The 19,252-nt window shown below is 57.6% G+C and carries 15 protein-coding genes and 1 pseudogene; 3 read left to right on the forward strand and 13 right to left on the reverse strand.

Annotation, left to right across the window (positions count from 1 at the left end; translation table 11 throughout):
- Positions 1-75 precede the first annotated feature (75 nt).
- Positions 76-195: pseudogene (locus tag PGR10_RS00130) on the reverse strand (hypothetical protein); the annotation flags it as partial.
- Between PGR10_RS00130 and PGR10_RS00135 the strand changes: the two are divergent.
- Positions 162-866 (forward strand): phytanoyl-CoA dioxygenase family protein, encoded by a 705-nt coding sequence (locus PGR10_RS00135; protein ID WP_372585008.1) that lies wholly within the window; start codon positions 162-164, stop codon positions 864-866. The pseudogene PGR10_RS00130 and the gene PGR10_RS00135 sit on opposite strands and share 34 nt — an antisense overlap.
- Positions 867-879: 13 nt before the next feature.
- On the opposite strand, the gene PGR10_RS00140 is transcribed toward PGR10_RS00135, so the two are convergent.
- The 5 genes from PGR10_RS00140 to PGR10_RS00160 form a co-directional block, all read right to left on the reverse strand.
- On the reverse strand, positions 880-1,221 hold the full coding sequence (locus PGR10_RS00140; RefSeq protein WP_047065412.1) for a PTS fructose-like transporter subunit IIB: 342 nt from the start codon (positions 1,219-1,221) through the stop codon (positions 880-882).
- Positions 1,222-1,236: 15 nt separating this feature from the next.
- Positions 1,237-2,112, reverse strand: a complete 876-nt coding sequence (locus PGR10_RS00145; RefSeq protein WP_430922724.1) for a [formate-C-acetyltransferase]-activating enzyme — start codon at positions 2,110-2,112, stop codon at positions 1,237-1,239.
- Positions 2,078-4,375, reverse strand: coding sequence for a formate C-acetyltransferase (locus tag PGR10_RS00150; protein WP_430922725.1), 2,298 nt, complete (start codon positions 4,373-4,375; stop codon positions 2,078-2,080). The genes PGR10_RS00145 and PGR10_RS00150 overlap by 35 nt, the downstream gene beginning before the upstream one ends.
- A 210-nt stretch (positions 4,376-4,585) precedes the next feature.
- Positions 4,586-4,906: a PTS fructose-like transporter subunit IIB gene (locus tag PGR10_RS00155; protein WP_087858058.1), complete on the reverse strand. Its 321-nt coding sequence runs from the start codon at positions 4,904-4,906 to the stop codon at positions 4,586-4,588.
- Positions 4,907-4,926: 20 nt separating this feature from the next.
- Positions 4,927-6,003, reverse strand: a complete 1,077-nt coding sequence (locus tag PGR10_RS00160) for a PTS fructose transporter subunit EIIC (protein WP_087858057.1) — start codon at positions 6,001-6,003, stop codon at positions 4,927-4,929.
- A 309-nt stretch (positions 6,004-6,312) separates the two neighbouring features.
- On the opposite strand from PGR10_RS00160, the gene ptsP reads away from it, so the two are divergent.
- A complete protein-coding gene (gene ptsP, locus PGR10_RS00165; RefSeq protein WP_430922726.1) occupies positions 6,313-8,814 on the forward strand; it encodes a phosphoenolpyruvate--protein phosphotransferase in 2,502 nt (833 codons plus the stop codon).
- A gap of 37 nt (positions 8,815-8,851) precedes the next feature.
- Here the strand turns inward: ptsP and PGR10_RS00170 are convergent, their stop codons facing one another.
- The 5 genes from PGR10_RS00170 to PGR10_RS00190 form a co-directional block, all read right to left on the reverse strand.
- The gene (locus PGR10_RS00170; protein ID WP_430922727.1) at positions 8,852-9,817 is read right to left on the reverse strand and encodes a PDR/VanB family oxidoreductase; all 966 of its coding nucleotides are present in this window, start codon (positions 9,815-9,817) and stop codon (positions 8,852-8,854) included.
- Positions 9,818-9,873: 56 nt separating this feature from the next.
- Positions 9,874-11,322 (reverse strand): NAD-dependent succinate-semialdehyde dehydrogenase, encoded by a 1,449-nt coding sequence (locus PGR10_RS00175; RefSeq protein WP_271032326.1) that lies wholly within the window; start codon positions 11,320-11,322, stop codon positions 9,874-9,876.
- 18 nt (positions 11,323-11,340) lie between these two features.
- Positions 11,341-12,465 carry a carnitine monooxygenase, oxygenase subunit YeaW gene (yeaW, locus tag PGR10_RS00180; RefSeq protein WP_430922728.1) on the reverse strand — a complete coding sequence of 375 codons (1,125 nt, stop codon included), beginning with the start codon at positions 12,463-12,465 and terminating at the stop codon, positions 11,341-11,343.
- A gap of 37 nt (positions 12,466-12,502) precedes the next feature.
- Positions 12,503-14,110 carry a BCCT family transporter gene (locus PGR10_RS00185; protein WP_430922729.1) on the reverse strand — a complete coding sequence of 536 codons (1,608 nt, stop codon included), beginning with the start codon at positions 14,108-14,110 and terminating at the stop codon, positions 12,503-12,505.
- 399 nt (positions 14,111-14,509) lie between these two features.
- Positions 14,510-15,595 carry a tartrate dehydrogenase gene (locus tag PGR10_RS00190; protein ID WP_087858052.1) on the reverse strand — a complete coding sequence of 362 codons (1,086 nt, stop codon included), beginning with the start codon at positions 15,593-15,595 and terminating at the stop codon, positions 14,510-14,512.
- 82 nt (positions 15,596-15,677) lie between these two features.
- On the opposite strand from PGR10_RS00190, the gene PGR10_RS00195 reads away from it, so the two are divergent.
- A complete protein-coding gene (locus tag PGR10_RS00195) occupies positions 15,678-16,673 on the forward strand; it encodes a LysR substrate-binding domain-containing protein (protein ID WP_430922459.1) in 996 nt (331 codons plus the stop codon).
- Here the strand turns inward: PGR10_RS00195 and puuE are convergent.
- On the reverse strand, positions 16,660-17,925 hold the full coding sequence (gene puuE, locus PGR10_RS00200; protein ID WP_045386357.1) for a 4-aminobutyrate transaminase: 1,266 nt from the start codon (positions 17,923-17,925) through the stop codon (positions 16,660-16,662). The two genes, PGR10_RS00195 and puuE, sit on opposite strands and share 14 nt — an antisense overlap.
- Before the next feature lie 46 nt (positions 17,926-17,971).
- Complete coding sequence (locus tag PGR10_RS00205; protein WP_045397003.1) at positions 17,972-19,252, reverse strand: NAD(P)/FAD-dependent oxidoreductase; 1,281 nt, start codon at positions 19,250-19,252, stop codon at positions 17,972-17,974.

Here is a 19,252-nt window from a genome sequence, read left to right on the forward strand (position 1 = left end):
TACGGATATCCAGTTTTTCGTAGTTTTTCCTTCCTGCCTGGTCGTTGTCCGCATCGTAGAGTTTGATTGTGTTATCTAAAAGTTAAAAGGAAGACAATATGGACTCACAATCGACGGTTCATCTGGCTGCGCTTGGCGCGACCCAGACGTTAAGCGACCAAATGAAACATGAACTTGATACGCTTGGCTATACCGTGGTGCACAACGTCGTTGATCCTCAGTGGCTGAACGAGATGCGCGAGCGCATTGACGCGCTGGTGGAACGTGAAGGCGAGAATCTGGCGATGGAACACCATCAGGAGGCGACGGCGACGCGTATTGCCAACCTCATCAACAAGGGTGTTATCTGGGAAAAGGTGTGGTCACATCCGCTCATTCTTTCCGCCTGTCGTTATATTTTTAATGGCGCGTTTAAGGTTTCCAGCCTTAATGCCCGCGAGGCGCTGTATAACGGTGGTCATCAACCGCTGCACGCCGACTGGAAAAAGCCGCGAGTAGACTTCCCGAAAGTGCATCTGGTCAATACGATATGGGCTATTGATGATTTGAGCGCCGCCAACGGGGCGCCGAGGATTATTCCGGCGACCCATCTGCGCCCGGAGCTGCCGGAAGAGGTTTTGGCGGATCCCGAAAAGACGCATCCTGATGAAATTGTTTTTGCCGCGCCGGCCGGCAGCGTAATGATTTATAACGCGCATGCCTGGCACGGCGGCACCCGCAATCGTGAAGGCAGCAGAAGGCGCGTGCTTCATGGCTTATATATTGACCGTGCTGATACCGCGCAGCAGGACCAGCAGCGCTGGCTGACACCGGAAACGGCGAGCCGCCTGACGCCCGCGCAAAAGTGGCTGCTCGACGTGCAATAAGCGCCGTGGCCGGTCAGGGAACTTCCAGGTAAACGACCGGCTTTTTCATAATGCTATTAACGGCTTTGACAATTTGCTGTGGCTGCAACAGGAATGTGGCGATACTGGTTTTAATGGTACGGAGTCCGTTAAAGCGCTGAGCGCCATCGATTTCGATATCGGTTACCAGTAACACCACCGTGGCGCGGGCAATATCCTCTTCGCTAATTCGGTTTTCCACGCCGAGCGCGCCCTGGGTTTCCACTTTCAGAGACCATTTTTCATGGTGACCGACTTTTTCCAGCAGCTCGGCTGCCATATAGGTATGTGCAACCCCGCTCACGCAGGCGGTCACGGCGACAATGTTGAAGTCCATAACATCCTCCAGGCGTTAACCGCCGATAGTGACGTGATATCCTGCTGCTTCAGCCAGCGCTTGATAAGGATGAATATCCGCCTCTTGGGGAGCGTTGACGCCGGCCAGCGGCCAGCTTTTAGCCAGCAGACGGTATTTCGCCTCGCCATATTGATGAAACGGCAACAGGTGAATCTCCGTCAGACCGAACGGCGCGAGGAAATTTAAGATCTGCTTAAAATTCTCCGTGTTCATCGTGTAGCCAGGGATCAGCGGCACGCGCGGGATAAGATTCATTTTGCGGCTGGCCAACTGACGAAAGTTGTCCAGTACCCGCGGCTGATTCATCTGCAGTAGTGAATGGGCCCGCTCGCTATTCATGATTTTCAAATCAAACAGTATTTCGTCACAGGCTTCGGCGACCGGGAGGAAACGGTTAAAGGCGCAGTCGCCTGCGGTTTCGATAGCGGTGTGGATCCCCCACTGGCGCAGATGCTGGAGGAAACTGGCAGCAAATCCGGCCTGCATCAGTACTTCGCCACCTGACAGGGTGATGCCGCCGCCGGATGCCCGGAAGAAGACCTCGTCCTTAAGCACCTCGCGCAGCAGAGCATCGAGCGTGACATCCCGGCCTATCTGCTCCCATGCGCCGGAGGGACACTCAGCGACATCCTGCAGGCAGCGCGTGCAGCGCAGGCATTTACTCTCCCGGCGCAGGGTCTCAATCTTTGGCGAGATCGATTCAGGATTGGCGCACCACGGGCAGGTATGAGGGCAACCTTTGAAAAATACCACCGTGCGGATGCCTTGTCCGTCATTAAGCGAGTAGCGTTGAAGGTTAAAAATGCGCGCCGTATCGGCGCGCGTTTCGATGACCTCACAGCTGATGCGCGGTGCGGCGGATAATGTCATCCTGTATCTCCTTCGACAGCTCAACAAAGAAGGCGCTGTAGCCCGCGACGCGCACCACCAGGCCTGCGAAGTCCTGCGGCCGCTGCTGCGCTTCACGCAGGGTGTCGGCGTTGACCACGTTAAACTGGATGTGCTGCAGCTTGAGCTTGCAGAAGGCCTGTAAAAAGTCTGCCAGTTTGTTCAGGCCGCCATCTCCGGCAAGCGTTGCCGGGGTGAATTTGACGTTCAGCAACGTACCGTTCGACAGCAGATAGTTATCCAGTTTGCTGACCGATTTCAGCACCGCCGTCGGCCCCTGAGCATCCTGTCCAACCATTGGCGACAGGCCGCCGTCCGCCAGCTGTTCGCCAGCCAGTCGACCGTCCGGCGTCGCGCCGACGACCGAGCCCAGCGGCACATGCGCGGAGACGGTATATGAGCCAGGGGTAAAATGGCCGCCGCGAGGGTTCAGATACCGTTCTACCTCTTTACAGTAAAAACGCAGCAGATCGGCGCTAATATTATCGACTTCGTCGATATCGTTGCCGTATTTCTCGTAACGGTTGATCAAGCGGGCGCGGATTTTTTCTCCTTCCGGCGTGCGGAAGTTGGTTTTTAGCACCGCCATCAGCTCGGCAAAACTGAGGCGCTGTTGCTCGAAGACCATGCCCTTCAGCGCGTGCAGCGAATCGCTCAGGTTAGCGATACCGATGCCCTGAACGCCGGAGAAATTATAGCGCGCGCCGCCTGCGGTGATATCTTTGCCGTGCTGCACGCAATCTTCGATAAAGGATGACAGCAGGGGGACCGGCGCCCAGTCGCGGTGTCCGATATCGCAAATGTTGCTGCCTTCAACCATCAGCTTGATGTAATGGCGGATTTTGTCGCGGATCTGGCTAATGAGGCCGTCCCAGCTGACATCGGGCTGCTGTTCATTTTCCTGCAGCACAATTTCCATCACCTTCAGCAGATTAAACATCGCGATATCGTGCAGGCCGTAGGTGCGCCCGGGAATAGAGAGCTCCACGCAGCCGACCACCGCGTAATCGCGGGCATCTTCCAGCGACACGCCGCGGTTGAGGAAGGCCGGGACGACCACCTCATCGTTGAAAATCTGCGGGATCCCGGTGCCCAGGCGAATGGTCTCAGCGGTTTTGCGCAGGAACGGGCGATCTATTAGTTCATTGACCCGTACTCCCAGATTCGGCTGCGGTAGCTGCACATTCTGGTAAGCATCGAGAGAAAGAAAGGACAGTACGTTTACCGCACTACGCCCGGTTTCCGTCAGTCCGCCAAGCAGGGCGGTGTAACCGGTAGGGAAACCTGCGAAATAGCGCGCGCTGCTGGAAGATCGCAGCAGAACGATATCGTTGCATTTTACCCACAGCGACTCCAGCAGCTCCTTGAGATAAGCGGGATCCTGACCCTGAGTCAGCGACGCCTGATAAAAAGGCAGCATGTACTGGTCAAAACGCCCGAGCGAAATCGAGCTGGCGTTGGATTCATACTGCAAAATAATGTTCATATACCAGAACAGCTGGCAGGCCTGGGCAAAATCCTGCGGCCGATGCTGCGCGTTATGGCGTGAGGTCGCGGCGATGGTTGCCAGCTCCCGCTGACGCTGGGCATTCGCGCAGTTGGCGGCCATCTCTTCCGCGAGCGCGGCGTAGCGCAAAATATGGCGCTGAGAGGCTTCAAGTAAGATCAATACCGCCTGATAAAAGTGGTTATCAGGCTGCCGGGCGCAGTGTGATTTCAGCTCGGCGATCAGCGCGTCAAGGCCATGATTCAGCAGCCGCGGATAGTCGATAATAATATGGCCCTGGCCTTTATCCGTCTGGTTAACGCTGAAAATCTGCGTGCTGATAGCAGCCTTTACTTCCTCGGTCATTTGACCATTGATGAAATCTTTCATTGAGCGCTTTTCCCAGTAAGGGAACAGCGTTTCGCGGTAAATTCGTTTATCTTCTTCGCTTATCGCGAAGCGGTCCTGCGGGCGGGTCGGGAAGGCGTCGAGTTCGTTGAGCAGCCAGTAGGGATCCATCTCCGGCGATATAATTCCCGCACGTGGTTTAACGGTGCGGTTGCCGGCAATCAGTTCATCATCACGAATCGAAATGGCCACCTTATCGAGGATCCACGCCGTGGCTTTCGCCCGGCGGATAATCACCGGCTCGCCCTCCGTCAGCCGATGGCTGGCGGTATAAAGCAATGCGCGTTCAAGGGAGATTTCGCGCGGCTGGGCGAACAGGCTGGTTTTCAGGCGTTGCGTACGATTCGTCATGACAAACTCCGTGTTGTGGCGAAGAGGCGCGTAGCGCCTCTGAGATTAATGACAAACCTCATGCAATCATTGAGCTTGCAAATTGCACCAGGCAAATAACAAGGAAAATCAATTTATTGATTTTCGGCTGATAACCACAAAGAAGGAAAAACCACGCTTTTTCCTTCTTTGTCAGCAGTCTGAGAGGCGCGTAAGCGCCTCTTTTGGGCTTCAGGCGTTCTGGGAAAGGTGGCTGTCTATCTTGTTCATGATGGCGTCGGCGCGTTTTACCGCATCGCTGATATTGACGCGCACAATGGTTTTCCCGGCAAAACGTTCTTCAAACTTAATGCCGATATCTTTGGTCAGAATGACCATATCGGCAGCGGCGATATCCTCCGCCGTGAGTTCGTTCTCAATGCCGATGGAACCCTGGGTTTCTACCTTAACCTGCCAGCCTTTGGCTTTAGCGGCGCTTTCCAGCGACTCGGCGGCCATATAGGTATGGGCGACGCCCGATGGGCAGGCGGTGACGGCGATAATGTGGGTCATAAGGTGTTCCTTCCAGTCTGTTAGTTAATTTCGAAATCAAGATCTAATTCATCGTCGGCCTGGGCGTCGGACGGTTGCTTTTTGGTGAATGCTTTCAGGGCGATGACGCAGGCCGCGCTGACGCAGGCGCCGACAAAGAGTGCGGTGACAAAGGCGAGTTTGCCCTGGACCACCGGCAGCACGATAAGCCCGCCCCAGCCGGCATAGCACTGCGCGCCCATCAGCGCGGCGGTGACGCAGCCGCAGGCGGCGCCAATCATGTTGGCGGGAATAACGCGCAGCGGGTCGGCGGCGGCAAAAGGAATGGCGCCTTCGGTCACCCCGACGCAGCCCATCACCAGCGCGGCCTTGCCGGTTTCACGCTCTTCGGCGGTAAAATATTGGCGACCAATTAACGTCGCCAGCCCCATGCCCAGCGGCGGTACGGCGATGCCGACCGCGGCGATTGCCACGACGCTGTAGACGCCCTGAGAGACGCAAATCAACATAAAGGCGTAGGCCACTTTGTTAACCGGGCCGCCCATATCAAAGGCCAGCATCAGGCCCATAATGATGGCCAGCACCACGATGCTGCCTTCGCGCATCCCCTGCAGCCAGCTGGTCAGGTTTGCGGTCAGCGCGCCCACCGGTTCGCCGAGGCCCCACATCATGATCCCGGCGGTGATAAAGGTGCCGATGATGGGAATAATGAAGATAGGCATCACTGAGCGTAGAACTTTATGAACGGGAATTTTTTTCAGGTAATAGACCACCAGACCGCCAATCATTCCGGCTATCAGCGCGCCGAAGAAGCCGGCGCCGAAGCCGTTGCCGACCCAGGCGCCAATGGCGCAGGGGGCCAGCGCGGCGCGGTCAGAAATGGAGTAGCCGATGTAGGCGGCAAGGAAAGGTACCATAAGCGTCAGCCCGGCGACGCCGATATCAAAGAGCTTCTTCAGATTAGGGTCGGTGGCGGCATCGGGCACCGCGCCTTTGCCATATAACATGACGGACACCGCCAGCAGGATCCCGCCGGAAACGACGAAGGGGATCATGTGTGAGACGCCGGTCATCAGATGCTGGCGGGTATTTTTTAGTATGTGCACCAGTTCGTTCATTGCTTGCTCCTGAGCGCTGTGTGGCCCGTGACAGTATTGATGCCTCAACATTAGAAAAAGGGCGGGGTATAAAATAGTAGAGAAAAAGTGCATTTACTGGATATTTGTAAGGTGAGAAAGGAATTGCGATCCACCTCAAATCTTAGCTGTTATTAGGGCTACGTACGCCTGAACTGATGAATTGTGATGGCGAGCATAAAAAAGATGTATGTGTACAATAGTCCAGTAATTGCCAGTTTTATCACGTAGTTCATTGCCACTACTTTCATTACCTTTGGCTGAAATAACGCATTGCTCAGGAGGAAGGCGATGGCACTGGTAATTGAATTCATATGTGATTTGCCAAATGGCGTGCATGCGCGCCCGGCAAGCCTGGTCGAAACGCTGTGTAACCGTTTTTCGTCGGCGGTTGAGTGGCGGAATCTGCGGAGCGACGGTCGCGGGAATGCGAAAAGCGCGCTGGCGATTATCGGCAGCAACACCCTAAAAGGAGACGCCTGTCAGCTGATTATCAGCGGGGAGGATGAAGACGAAGCGTATGCCGCGTTAACCGCGTTTATTGAAAATGAATTTCCGCACTGCGATGCGCCGCTGCCCTCTGCGCAAACGCTGGATGTCCAGCCGGTGCCGGAATCGCTGTCGCGGCTGAACCCAACGCTGTTCCCTGCGCGCCCGGTGTGCGCCGGCAGTGCTGGCGGTAAGCTGGTTCATCTCAAATCACGCGATCTTCACGACCTTGGCGAACTGCCTGTCGCCGCCGGCCTTGAACAGGAGCAGACGGCGCTGGATAACGGTTTGCGTCTGTTGGTGCAGGATATCGATCTGCGGTTGCTGGACAATGACGGCACCGCCAGCGCGATTCTGCAAGCTCACCGTTCGCTGGCGACCGATGCTTCGCTGCGCCAGCACCTGCTTGGCGGTATTCTCACCGGCCTTAGCTGCGCACAGGCTATTGTCGCCACCGGCGACCACTTCTGCACCCAGTTCCGCGATTCCGGCAACAGCTATCTGCAGGAACGAGTGCTGGATGTCCGCGACGTCTGCTTCCAGCTATTGCAGCATATCTATGGCGAAGATCGCTTTCCGGCACCGGGACAACTGCGGGAAGCGGCTATTTGTCTTGCCGATGAACTAACCCCAAGCCAGTTTCTGGAACTAGATAAGTCGCAGTTGAAAGGGCTACTGCTGCGCAGCGGCGGCACAACTTCACATACTGTCATTCTGGCCCGTTCGTTCAATATTCCTACGTTGGTGGGCGTTGACCTGCCGGCGCTGCTGCCGTGGGTCGATACTCAGGTACAGATCGACGGTAATGCCGGGCTGCTGGTGGTGGACCCCAGCCCAGCGGTAGCGCGCTATTATCAGCAGGAGTCCTGGCTACAGGGGCAAATTCAGCAACAGCAGCAGGTATGGCTTGATAAAGCCGGGCAGACGCAAGACGGCATCCGCGTAGAGATCGCCGCCAATATCGCGCATTCGGTGGAAGCGGTGGCGGCATTTAATAACGGCGCGCAGTCGGTTGGGCTGTTCCGTACCGAAATGTTGTATATGGACCGTCCCGGCGCGCCGTCGGAAAATGAGCTCTACAACATCTTTTGTCAGGCGCTTGAGCCCGCTAACGGGCGCAGTATTATCGTGCGCACCATGGATATCGGCGGCGATAAGCCGGTGGCGTATCTCAATATTCCGGCGGAAAACAATCCGTTCCTCGGCTACCGCGCGGTACGCATCTATGAAGAGTATCAAGCGTTGTTTCATACTCAGCTGCGGGCCATTTTACGCGCCTCGGCGCACGGCTCGCTGAAAATTATGATCCCGATGATTTCATCAATGGAGGAGATTCTGTGGGTGAAAGAGCGGCTGGCGGAGGCCAAGCAGTCGCTGCGCGCCGAACAGATCCCGTTTGATGAAAAGATCCCGCTCGGCATCATGCTGGAGGTGCCGTCGGTGATGTTTATCATCGATCAGTGCTGTGAAGAGGTCGATTTCTTTAGCATCGGCAGCAACGATTTAACGCAGTATCTGCTGGCGGTCGATCGCGATAACGCTAAAGTGACGCGTCATTACAACAGCCTGAACCCGGCCTTCCTGCGCGCGTTGGACTATGCCGTGCAGGCGGTGCATCGTCAGGGAAAATGGATTGGCCTGTGCGGCGAGCTGGGGGCGAAAGGATCGGTACTGCCGCTGCTGGTTGGCCTCGGTTTAGATGAATTGAGTATGAGCGCGCCGGCAATCCCGGCGACTAAGGCGCGCCTGGCGCAACTGGATAGCCGCGCCTGCCGCCAGCTACTGAATCAGGCGATGCAGTGCCGTACCTCACTGGAAGTCGAGCATCTGCTGGCCCAGTTCCGCATGCGTCAGCAGGATGTTCCGCTGGTGAGCACCCAGTGCATTACGCTTAATAGCGACTGGCGCAGCAAGGAAGAAGTGCTGAAAGGGATGACTGATAATCTGCTGCTGGCCGGGCGTTGCCGCTATCCGCGTAAGCTGGAGGCAGACCTGTGGGCCCGCGAGGCGGTGTTCTCCACCGGTCTGGGCTTTAGCTTCGCCATTCCGCACAGTAAATCCGAGCATATTGAGCAGTCGACCATCAGCGTCGCGCGGCTGGCGCAACCGGTGATGTGGGGCGATGAAGAAGCGCAATTTGTCATTATGCTGACGCTGAACAAACACTCGGCGGGTGACCAGCATATGCGGATCTTCTCACGGTTGGCGCGGCGCATTATGCATGAGGGTTTTCGTACCGCTCTGGTAAATGCGGCAAGCCCCGAGGATATCGCCGAACTGCTGCGCCGCGAGCTGGAATTGTGATTGTCTCTCCGGCCAGCGCCGCTGGCCGGAGAGCGAGCTATAAATCCAGCACCAACCGGCCGCCTTTAGCGCGTGAGCAGCAGATCAGCATACTCTGCTGGCTGGCTTTCTCTTCATCGCTGTAGTACTGATCGCGGTGGTCGGCTTCGCCCTCCAGAATCATCGTTTCGCAGGTGCCGCACACCCCTTCGCGGCACAGGCATTCCACCTTCGCCGCTTTGTTATTCTCAATCACCTGTAAAATGGTCATATCCTGCGGCACGGTAAATTCGCGTCCGGAACGCGCCAGCACCAGCGTAAATGCCTCTCCGCCTTTATCCTCAAGGATAAATTGCTCAAAGTGCAGCTGGCTGGCGGGAACCTGATACCGTTCGGCGGCGGCTTTCACCGCCTCGTTAAGTGCAGCCGGGCCGCAGGTATAGACGTGGGTTCCGGGCTCGATGTCGGCGAACAGGCGCGACAGATCGAGACGGCTGCCGAGCGCTGATATGTGAATATTGACCCGGTCGCGCCACGGCGCTGCGCTGAGCGCATCGACGAAAGCATTATTGTCGGCGTCGTGGAAACAGTAGTGCAGTTGCCAGTCGGCCTGCTGCTGTTCCAGTTCAGGAATATGCGCTAAAAACGGCGTGATGCCGATGCCGCCGGCGATCAGCAGATGTTTTCGCGCCTGCGGTTCGATGGCGAACAGGTTGTTGGGGGTGGACACCGCCAGAGTATCGCCCGGTCGCACCTGCTGATGCATAAAACGCGAGCCGCCTTTGGAAGGCGACTCAAGACGCACCGCAATCTGCCAGCTTGTGGTATCCAGCGGCGAGCTCATGAGCGAATAGGCATTGCTGTAGCGCTGCTCGCCATCCTGCATCTGGACGATTATATGGCTACCGCCGCTGAATGCCGGCAGCGGGGCGCCGGTCGACGATACCAGCGTAAAACGCTTAACCTGGGCGGTGATCTGTTCAACATCGCGAACGATCGTCTTAAACATTTGATAATCAGACATCGCTGAACTCCATCAAAAATCCCGGCGTGGCCAGAGCCGCCGCCGGGAGAATACAGTTACAACCCCTGGCAGAGATACTTCATCTCCAGGTAATCTTCGATTCCGTGTTCCGAGCCTTCGCGGCCAAGACCCGACTGTTTCACCCCGCCAAATGGCGCGACTTCGTTGGAAATCAGCCCGGTATTGATGCCGACCATGCCGTATTCCAGCTGCTCGGAGACGCGCCAGATACGGGCGGCATCGTTGCTGTAGAAATAGGAGGCGAGGCCGTAGATGGTGTTATTGGCCTGCTCAATGACCTCTTGCTCATCCTCAAATTTCACCAGCGCGGCCACCGGGCCGAAAATCTCTTCCTGCAGCAGCAGTGACCCCGGCTGTACGTTGCCGATAACCGTAGGGGTGAAGAAATTACCGCCCAGCGGATGTGCTTTTCCGCCGGTTAACAGCGTGGCGCCGCGGCTCAGGGCGTCGTCGAGCAGGGACTGGACTTTGCGCCCGGCGTCGGCGTTGATAAGTGGGCCAATCTGTACATCGGACTCGCTGCCATCGCCGACTTTCAGGGCGGCGACGCGGGCGACGAACTTATCGCAGAATTGGTCGTAGACGGCGCGATGAATATAGAAGCGGTTGACGCAAACGCAGGTTTGCCCGGCGTTGCGGAACTTGGCGATCAGCGCTCCCTCGACGGCTTTATCGATATCGGCGTCGTCAAAGACGATAAACGGCGCGTTACCGCCGAGCTCTAAAGAGAGCTTTTTGATGGATTCCGCGCACTGGCGCATCAGCACGCGGCCAACTTCGGTCGAGCCGGTAAAGGAGAGCTTTCGCACCCGCTCATCGCCGGTGAACACCGCGCCAATTTCACGCGACTGCCCGGTGACAACGTTAATCACGCCCTGCGGGATCCCGGCCTGATTCGCCAGTTCCGCCATCGCCAGCGCGGTAAATGGCGTTTCGTTGGCAGGCTTAATTACCATCGTACAACCCGCGGCCAGCGCCGGGCCGGCCTTACGGGTGATCATCGCCGCCGGGAAGTTCCACGGGGTGATCGCCGCGCAGACCCCCACGCCCTGGCGGATCACCATCAGGCGTTTATCGGCGCCGGGGGAGGGGATTATCTCGCCGTTGGCGCGTTTCCCTTGTTCGGCAAACCACTCGATAAACGAGGCTGCATAGGCGATTTCGCCTTCCGCTTCCGCCAGCGGCTTGCCCTGCTCGGCGGTCATTATCTGCGCCAGCGCGGTCTTGTTTTCGAGGATCAGGCGGTGCCAGTTCTTCAATAACGCGGCGCGCTGGGCGGCGGTAAGCGCGCGCCATGCCGGCAGCGCGGCAGCGGCGGCATCCACCGCCTGCTGCGCTTCCGTCCGTCCCATATTCGGGATCTGGCCGAGCGCCTCGCCGGTGGAGGGGTTGCTGACGGCAAGGGTCGTACCGTCGGCTGCGTCGCGCCAGCTTCCGGCAATCAGCGCCTGCTGGCGAAACAGATTTGAGTGAAATACGGACATGGCTAACTCCTTCAACGATTACGGCTGGAACACCTGGGCGACCAGATTATGGAAATGGGCGATCCCGTGCTCGGAGATACCGCTGCCGCTGTTATCCGCCATAATGCGCCCCTGGCCGCGATAACCGCGGGACTTCAGCCCCTTTTGCACGCTTTCCACCAGACGTAAATCTTCCGGGCGGAACACGTCGCGATACCACTCAATCAGCGCTTTCTGATCGTCGGTCAGCTCTTCGTTGGTGAAATAAATGTCGTAATTCTGCAGGGTGGTCTCTTCATCCACCGGGAATTCATAAATGACGGTCATCATGCCCTTGATCGGCGTGACGTTGAGCATGGTGCACGGCCACAGCCAGAAACCGTGGAACGCGGCGTCGGTGCCTTCTTCGAATTTAAACGACTGCTCGGACGGCTTGGCGAAGCCATACTGCAGCGTCCATTTGCCGTGCATGGTGTGCCAGTAACGGTCAACCTGCACGGAATCCGAGAAGCCCGGGTGCGCCGGGCCGCAGTGGTAACATTCCAGATAGTTATCGACGATATTTTTCCAGTTCGCCGGGGTAAGAGTGGTAAAGCGCGCCGCCAGTTTCAGCTCATGCACATCCGGGCAGGCTTCCAGCACTTTGTCCTGCAGCCCCGGTAGCTGCGTTTCCACGCTCTCCGCTTGTGGGTTCATATTGATAAACACGAAGCCGGCATACTCTTCAAGGCGAACCGGCACAAGCTTTGCCTTTTCGCTATCGAAATTCTCCACGTTTTCGCAGTTGCGGGCGTGGGCGAGATTGCCGTCCAGCTTGAAGGCCCAGGCGTGATAGGGGCAGGTAATCACGTTTTTGGCTTTACCTTCGCCGCTCAGCAACTGGTGGCCGCGGTGCGGGCAGACGTTATAGAAGGCGCGCAGAATGTTGTCGCGCCCGCGGACGATAACGATATTTTCGCCGATGATCTCCCGGGTAATGTAATCGTTCGGCCTGGCGACTTCGCTGCCGTGGGCGACGCAAATCCAGCTATTGGCGAAGATACGCTCTTTCTCGTGCTCAAACGCCTGGCTGTCGGTGTAAAAACGGGCCGGAATGGTCCAGGCGTCCTGCGGATTGGCGCAAAAGTTAATCGGCAGGGTAAAGTCAGGGCTTAAATTGCTCATGTAGGGTCACCTTGTGATTATTGTCAGTAAGCGTTTTTTACAGCGACTGGCCGTCGCCTTTGAGTACCGCGCCAACCGGCAGCGTCTCGGCTTTAACGATCGGCTCGGGCGTATGGGTTTCTATCTGATGCACAGGCACGTGGGCGTAGTCCTGTTTTAGCCAGCGTACGAAGCCGCCGGTCTTGATCAGTAAAATGGCAAGGAACGGTAAGGCGGTTAGCACCACGGTGGTTTTCATGGTTTCCAGCGAAGCGCCGGTAAACAGAATCGATAGTGGGATGAGGGTTATCACCACGCACCAGAACAGGCGCATGCCGCGATCCGGATCCTCGCCTTCGCGCAGGTTACGGGTACTGGTCGCCGCCATGGTGTAAGCCACCGCATCCATGTGCGAAGCGAGGAAAACAATCATCACGAACAGATAGGCGGCGAGGAATAACTTGCCCGCCGGCAGCGACATTAGCACCTGCTGGACGGCGGTTTCGCCGCCGAGGGTCTGCATGACCTGCGGCACGTTAATCACGCCGTTGACGAACTGATGCATGGCGTAGCTTTCCATCACTCCGAAGAAGAACCAGCAGCCGACGGTGCTGCCGAGGATAAGCCCCCAGATCACCTCTTTAATCTTACGTCCGCGGGAGACGCGGGTGACGAACATCGCCACGCCTGGGGTATAGGAGATCCACCACAACCAGTAGAAGACGGTCCAGCTGCGGGTAAAGGCGCCGTCGCCGAGCGGGTCGGTAAACAGGCTCATCTGCAGGAAGTTTTGGGTCGTCAGACCGATGGCGTTGATGATGTTATTGGTGATGAATTCGGTCGGGCCAACCAGTAATACCACCAACGGCAGCAGGAACGCCCCCCAGCCGACCATTTTGCTCAGACGCTGAAGGCCGTTGTTGATGCCAATCCACGAACTCATGCAGAAAATACCGCCGGAGAGCAGGATCACAAACGCCTGGACGGTGAAGTTATCCGGCAGTCCGGTGAGTGCTGACAGGCCGCGGGTGAAGGTGGCGGCAGTGACCACCAGCGAAATGGTTAACGCGCCGACGGTGGCTATCAGGAACATCAGGTCAACCAGACGACCCCAGAAGCCCTGCGGATTGACGCCGGTGATCGCCGAAATGATCCCGGAGAGGCTGAGCCCTTTGTTTTTCCGTACGTGGAAGTGATAGGCCATGATCAGCGAGGCGAGGGTGTAGGTCGCCCACGCGCTAATGCCCCAGTGGAAGAAAGAGTACGGGATGCTGTATTCCAGCGCTTTTGCTGAATGCGGCGCAATATTCAGGCCAGGGGTCTGGTAGTAATAAGCCCACTCGGCAACACCCCAGTACAGCGTAGAGGAGCCGAGCCCGGCGCAGATAAACATAAACAGCCATGAGAGAGTGCTGTACTCGGCTTTGCCTTCGCCGAGCCGGATATTGCCGTATTTGCTGGTGGCCAGATACAACACCAGTCCCAGCGCCAGCAGCACCAGCACTTGTACCGCGGAACCCAGCAGGCGGGTAACGCCGTTAAAAATCGAATTAGCCGCCTGCGCGGTTTGCTGGGGGAAGAGACTTAATGTAGCGGCGATGAAAACAATGGCCGCGAGACTGATGACAATCAGCGGCACATCTTTTTTCTTTACGTTGCTCAACATGAGTGATCTCCTGGGCACGGTTGCCCGTCGGTGGCTTTAGCCTGTCGTTGTTATCACGCTGTAGGGTCAGGGTTCGTAGCAAAATACTATTAACAATTGGATTATTTCTTCGTTACATGAATTAAACAATTGGCCGATTCGTGAAGCAATAAAACACGGAACGGAAATAATAAAAGGTGAATTGGCGCAGGTTCTTTCCTTTCGGGAATGAATAAAGTTCGCCGCTGTGATGCGGTTCACTTGTCAATCGTGGGGGATTCTGCATTCAGAGGAGAGAGGGGAGTTGGCGCAGGTCTTCCCGGGTAGCGGCTACGCCTTACCCGGGCTACGCGATCGGGCGATATTCTCGTGCCATTGTAGCCCCGGTAAGCGCAGCGCGACCGGGGAGCGGCCGGGTAATTACGCCAAAATGGCCTTGCAGATAGCGTCGCTGACCTGCTGCGTTGAGGCGGTGCCTTTCATGTCCGGAGTTTTCGGACCGCTAGCGATCACCTGTTCTATCGCTGCCAGAATACCGTTATGCGCGGCGTGGTAGCGCTCATCGCCGTTGCCGAGGAAATCGAGCATCATCGCCCCGGCCCAAACGGTAGCGATCGGGTTGGCGATATTTTTACCGTAGATATCCGGCGCCGACCCGTGAACCGGTTCGAACAGCGACGGGAAGGCGCGCTCGGGATTGAGGTTAGCCGACGGCGCAATACCGATAGTGCCGGTACAGGCCGGGCCGAGATCCGACAGAATATCGCCAAACAGATTGGAGCCGACGACCACGTCGAAACGTTCCGGCTGCAGCACGAAGCGGGCGCAGAGAATATCGATATGCTGCTTGTCCCAGCGAATCTCGGGATAGCTTTTGGCCATCTCTTCCACGCGCTCATCCCAGTAGGGCATGCTGATCGCAAGGCCGTTAGATTTGGTTGCGGAAGTCAGCGTTTTGCGCGGGCGGCTTTGCGCCAGCTCAAAGGCGTAGCGCAGGATCCGGTCAACGCCGCGGCGGGTGAAGACCGACTCCTGAATCACCACTTCATGCTCGGTGCCTTCATTGGCGCGACCGCCGAGGGCGGAATATTCACCTTCGGTATTTTCGCGCACCACGTAAAAATCGATATCGCCGGCCTTTTTACCCGCCAGCGGGCAGGGGACGCCGGGGAACAGGCGCACCGGGCGCAGGTTGACGTACTGATCGAACTCACGGCGGAACTTCAGCAGCGAACCCCATAGGGAGATATGGTCGGGGACGGTATCCGGCCAGCCGACGGCGCCGAAATAGATAGCATCGAAGCCCTGCAATTGCTCGCGCCAGTCGTCCGGCATCATCTTGCCGTGATGGGCGTAATATTCGCAGCTTGCCCACTCCATCTGTTCGAAGCTCAGCGACAGATCCCAACGCTGCGCGGCGGCTTGCAGCACGCGAATACCTTCAGGCAGAACTTCTTTACCAATTCCGTCACCGGGGATGGCGGCAATACGACAGGTTTTTTTCATTCCGGTTCTCACTTTTTAGCGATGATGTTTGACCACCTGCCTATCCTATAATTGACTGGTTCATAATTAATCACGCTAACTGGTGAAACATAAAACACAGATCATGAATAATCTGCCGCTGCTAAATGATTTACGCGTGTTCATGCTGGTCGCTCGCCGGGCCGGTTTTGCTGCCGCCGCCGAGGAGCTTGGCGTATCGCCGGCGTTCGTCAGCAAGCGGGTTTCGCTGCTGGAGCAAACCCTGAATGTGATGTTGCTGCACCGTACCACCCGTCGGGTCACCATTACCGAAGAAGGGGAGCGGATCTACGAATGGGCGCAGCGCATTCTGCAGGATGTGGATGAGATGATGGACGAGCTTTCCGACGTGCGTCAGGTACCGCAGGGAACGCTGCGTATTATCAGCAGCTTTGGCTTTGGCCGTCGGGTGGTGGCCCCGGCGCTGTCGGCGCTGGCGCGCCAGTACCCACAACTTGAGCTGCGCTTCGATGTCCAGGACCGGCTGGTGGATTTAGTCAATGAAGGGGTGGATCTCGATATTCGCGTCGGCGACGATATCGCGCCGAATCTGATTGCCCGCAAGCTGGCGACCAACCATCGTATTCTCTGCGCGTCGCCGCAGTTTCTTGCCCGCCATCCGCAACCGAAGCAGCTTAGCGATCTGGCTACCTTACCCTGCCTGGTGATCAAAGAGCGCGACCATCCGTTTGGCGTTTGGCAGTTGCACAGCAAAGAGGGTCAGCACGCGATCAAGGTGACCGGGCCGCTCTCCTCCAACCATGGTGAGATCGTGCATCAGTGGTGTCTGGATGGGCAGGGGATTGCGTTACGTTCCTGGTGGGATGTCAGTGAAAATATCGCCAGCGGCCATTTGGTGCACGTGCTGCCGGACTACTTTCAGCCCGCCAACGTCTGGGCGGTCTACGTGTCGCGGCTGGCGACCTCAGCCAAAATCCGCACCACCGTGGAGTTTCTACGCCACTATTTTCAGCAGCACTATCCCCAGCAATGTATCGTCAGCAGCGAGGAAAACAGCCGGCGACCAGCGCCGCCGGCGGAGGGCGTTACAGACGCGTGACGCTCTGCAGAATCGTCAGCGCGCGGGAGAACTGCGCATCCGGGATGGTCAACGGATAGAGGAAGCGAATGACGTTGCCATACTGACCGCAGGTCAACAGCAGCAGGCCTTGCTCCAGCGCCTGCTGCTGGATTTTCTGCGCAATCGCCGCCGACGGTTCGCCGGTCGCCGGGTCGAAAAACTCGGCGGCGATCATCGAACCCACGCCGCGCGCTTCCACCAGCGCCGGACACCAGCCCTTCACTTCCTGTAGCGTCGCCAGCAGGCGCTCGCCGAGGAACTGCGCGCGCTCGCACAGCGCTTCGTTATCAATGATATCCAGCACCGCATGCGCGGCCGCCACTGCCAGCGGGTTGCCGGCGTAGGTGCCGCCTAAGCCGCCCGGCGCCGGGGCATCCATGATCTGCGCGTTGCCGACCACGCCGGAAAGCGGCATGCCGCCCGCCAGGCTTTTAGCCATCGTCATCAGATCCGGTTTATCGGCATAGTGATCCATGGCGAACAATTTACCGGTGCGGGCGAAGCCGCTCTGTACTTCATCGGCAATCATCACGATGCCGTGCTCATCGCAGAGGCGGCGTACTGCGGCAACCAGCTCTTTCGGCGCGACGTTAAAACCGCCTTCGCCCTGTACCGGTTCGAAAATAATCGCCGCCACCTGTTTGGCTTCGATATCGGCTTTGAACAGGCGTTCAAGGGCGGTAATCGAATCGGCGGTGCTGATACCGTGCAGCGCTGACGGATACGGCACGTGGTATACCGAGCCGGGGAACGGCCCGAAGCCTAGCTTGTACGGCGCGACCTTACCGGTTAGCGCCATCGTCATATAGGTACGGCCATGGAAACCGCCGCCGAAGGCGATAACGCCCGGGCGTCCGGTATGGGCACGGGCGATCTTCACCGCGTTTTCGACCGCTTCCGCGCCGGTAGAGAAGAAGGCGGTTTTTGCCGGGCCTTTTACCGGCGCCAGTTCGTTGAGCTTCTCGGCCAGCGACACATAGCTTTCATAAGGCACTATCTGATAGGCGGTATGGGTAAACTGCTGTAGCTGCTGTTCAACCGCGGCGACCATCCGCGGATGGCGATGGCCGGTATTCAGCACCGCGATGCCGGCGGCGAAATCGATATATTCATTGCCTTCGACATCGGTCAACGTGGCGTTTTGCGCGCTCTGGGCGAAGAAGTTGCACATAACGCCCACGCCGCGCGGGGTAGCGGAAAGACGACGCTGATGGAATTCATTGTTGCTCATAATAAACACCCTTTAGCAAAAGTTAATCACGGAACCGAACGGCAAATCAGACCCCAAGGCGATCGCGCAGGCTGTAGTAGGCGGCGCCCATGGCGGTAAAAGGAATTCGCAGGCTGCGCCCGCCCGGGAACGGGTAGTGCGGCAGTTTGGCGAAGGCATCGAAGCGCTCGGCATCGCCGCGTAGCAGTTCTGAAATCAAGCGTCCGGCCAGATGGGTACAGGTCACTCCGTGGCCGCTGTAGCCCTGCATGTAGTAAATATTGTTATCGAGACGGCCGAACTGCGGCATACGCGACAGGGTCAGCAGGAAGTTGCCGGTCCAGCGGTAGTCAATTTTTACCCCCTGCAGCTGCGGGAAGGTTTTCAGCAGTTTCGGCATGATCAGGCGCTCAACGTCGTCCGGATCGCGTGCGCCGTAGACCACGCCGCCGCCGTACAGCAGGCGGTTATCGCCGGTGAGGCGGTAGTAGTCCAGCAGGTAGTTACAATCTTCCACGCAGTAGTTTTTCGGGATCAGCGAGCGGGCTAAGTCTTCCGACAGCGGAGCGGTCGTCACGACCTGAGTGCCGCACGGCATGCTGCGTTTTGCCAGCTCCGGTTCAAGCTTGTCGCCGAGATAGGCGTTACCGGCGACGATCACGTAGCGCGCGGTTACCTGGCCGCGAGCGGTACTGACTACCGCCGGGCTGGTGTGCTGAATTCGGGTCACCGGCGACTGCTCATACACCCGGCCGCCGTTAAGACGAATGGCGTCCGCTTCGCCGATGGCAAGGTTCAGCGGGTGAATATGGCCGCCGCTGTGGTCGAGCAGGGCGCCGACGTAGCGGTCGCTGTCTACTTCGCGACGAATGGCATGGCTGTCGAGCAGTTCCAGTTGGGTATTGCCGTAGCGCTCCCAGTTGGCTTTTTGCTCTTCCAGCGTTTCCATTTGCTTATGGTTCATGGCCACAAACAGGCCGCCTGGGCGGTAATCGCACTGGATCTGGTAACGCTGGATGCGCTCGCGAATAATATCGCCGCCTTCGAACATCATGCTGCCGAGCATTTTGGCCGCATCCGGGCCGTAGTTCTTCTCAATAACGTCGATATCGCGGCTATAGGAGTTAACCAGCTGTCCGCCGTTGCGGCCGCTGGCGCCGAAGCCGATACGCGCGCCTTCCAGCACTACTACGTCGTAGCCCATTTCGGCCAGATGCAGGGCCGAGGAGAGGCCGGTGTAACCGCCGCCGACGACGCAGACGTCACAGTTGATTGATTCCTCCAGCGTCGGGAACGGTTCATACTTGTTGGCGCTGGCGGCGTAGTAACTAGTGGTATGTTCAGTCAT

It is taken from the genome of Klebsiella sp. 141198 (genome assembly GCF_050600785.1).
Classification (GTDB): Bacteria; Pseudomonadota; Gammaproteobacteria; order Enterobacterales; family Enterobacteriaceae; genus Klebsiella; species Klebsiella aerogenes.

Bases quoted from the DNA above. Each gene is read 5' to 3' on its own strand.
- PGR10_RS00205 (WP_045397003.1), bottom strand. From the start codon at position 19,252: ATGACTGAACATACCACTAGTTACTACGCCGCCAGCGCCAACAAGTAT.
- PGR10_RS00190 (WP_087858052.1), bottom strand. From the start codon at position 15,595: ATGAAAAAAACCTGTCGTATTGCCGCCATCCCCGGTGACGGAATTGGT.
- PGR10_RS00155 (WP_087858058.1), bottom strand. From the start codon at position 4,906: ATGACCCACATTATCGCCGTCACCGCCTGCCCATCGGGCGTCGCCCAT.
- PGR10_RS00140 (WP_047065412.1), bottom strand. From the start codon at position 1,221: ATGGACTTCAACATTGTCGCCGTGACCGCCTGCGTGAGCGGGGTTGCA.
- yeaW (WP_430922728.1), bottom strand. From the start codon at position 12,465: ATGAGCAATTTAAGCCCTGACTTTACCCTGCCGATTAACTTTTGCGCC.
- PGR10_RS00185 (WP_430922729.1), bottom strand. From the start codon at position 14,110: ATGTTGAGCAACGTAAAGAAAAAAGATGTGCCGCTGATTGTCATCAGT.
- puuE (WP_045386357.1), bottom strand. From the start codon at position 17,925: ATGAGCAACAATGAATTCCATCAGCGTCGTCTTTCCGCTACCCCGCGC.
- ptsP (WP_430922726.1), top strand. From the start codon at position 6,313: ATGGCACTGGTAATTGAATTCATATGTGATTTGCCAAATGGCGTGCAT.
- PGR10_RS00135 (WP_372585008.1), top strand. From the start codon at position 162: ATGAAACATGAACTTGATACGCTTGGCTATACCGTGGTGCACAACGTC.
- PGR10_RS00175 (WP_271032326.1), bottom strand. From the start codon at position 11,322: ATGTCCGTATTTCACTCAAATCTGTTTCGCCAGCAGGCGCTGATTGCC.
- PGR10_RS00150 (WP_430922725.1), bottom strand. From the start codon at position 4,375: ATGACGAATCGTACGCAACGCCTGAAAACCAGCCTGTTCGCCCAGCCG.
- PGR10_RS00170 (WP_430922727.1), bottom strand. From the start codon at position 9,817: ATGTCTGATTATCAAATGTTTAAGACGATCGTTCGCGATGTTGAACAG.
- PGR10_RS00160 (WP_087858057.1), bottom strand. From the start codon at position 6,003: ATGAACGAACTGGTGCACATACTAAAAAATACCCGCCAGCATCTGATG.
- PGR10_RS00145 (WP_430922724.1), bottom strand. From the start codon at position 2,112: ATGACATTATCCGCCGCACCGCGCATCAGCTGTGAGGTCATCGAAACG.